Here is an 845-nt window from a genome sequence, read left to right on the forward strand (position 1 = left end):
AGCACCACAAACAGCTCACTGACCTCGCTGTCCACTTCCGCTTCGTCGGGTATCAGCTCGGCGAACAGCTCCGTCGCTTCGCTCTCGACCTCTGCGTCGACCGGCCTGTCGACCACCAACAGCAACGTCGCATCGCTTTCGACGTCGGCTTCGACCGGCCTCAGCTCGGCCAACAGCTCGATCGCTTCACTGTCGACTTCCACGTCGACCGGCATCGGCTCGTTGTCGACGGGCCTCAGCACGACCAACAGCAACGTCGCTTCGCTGTCCAGTGGCCTGAGCAGCACCAATAGCTCGCTGACCTCGCTGTCCACTTCCGCTTCGTCGGGTATCAGCTCGGCGAACAGCTCCGTCGCTTCGCTCTCGACCTCGACCTCGACCAGCGTCGATTCGTTGTCGACCGGTCTGAGCACCACCAACAGCACTGTCGCTTCGCTTTCGACTTCGACGTCGACCGGCATCGGTTCGTTGTCGACGGGACTCTCGACGACCAATAGCAACGTTGCCTCGCTGTCCACCGGCCTCAGCACCACCAACAGCTCGCTGACCTCGCTGTCGACTTCCGCCTCGTCGGGCATCAGCTCGGCGAATAGCTCCGTCGCTTCGCTCTCGACCTCTGCGTCGACCGGCTTGTCGACCACCAACAGCAACGTCGCATCGCTCTCGACGTCGGCTTCGACCGGCCTCAGCTCGGCCAACAGCTCGATCGCCTCGCTGTCCACGTCGACTTCGACCAGCGTCGATTCGCTGTCCACCGGCCTGAGCACCACCAACAGCAACGTCGCGTCGCTGTCCACGTCGACCTCCACGGGTATCGGCTCGCTGTCCACCGGCCTCAGCACCAC

Annotated in this window: 1 protein-coding gene; it reads right to left on the reverse strand. The window is 63.4% G+C overall.

Features of this window, described 5'->3' with window-relative positions:
- The coding region (locus WS91_RS37730; RefSeq protein ID WP_269435328.1) for a hypothetical protein at positions 1-809 on the reverse strand (809 nt) is incomplete at its 3' end.
- Between the last annotated feature and the right edge of the window lie 36 nt (positions 810-845).

This window comes from Burkholderia sp. MSMB1498, from assembly GCF_001526245.1.
In the GTDB taxonomy this organism is placed as follows: domain Bacteria; phylum Pseudomonadota; class Gammaproteobacteria; order Burkholderiales; family Burkholderiaceae; genus Burkholderia; species Burkholderia savannae.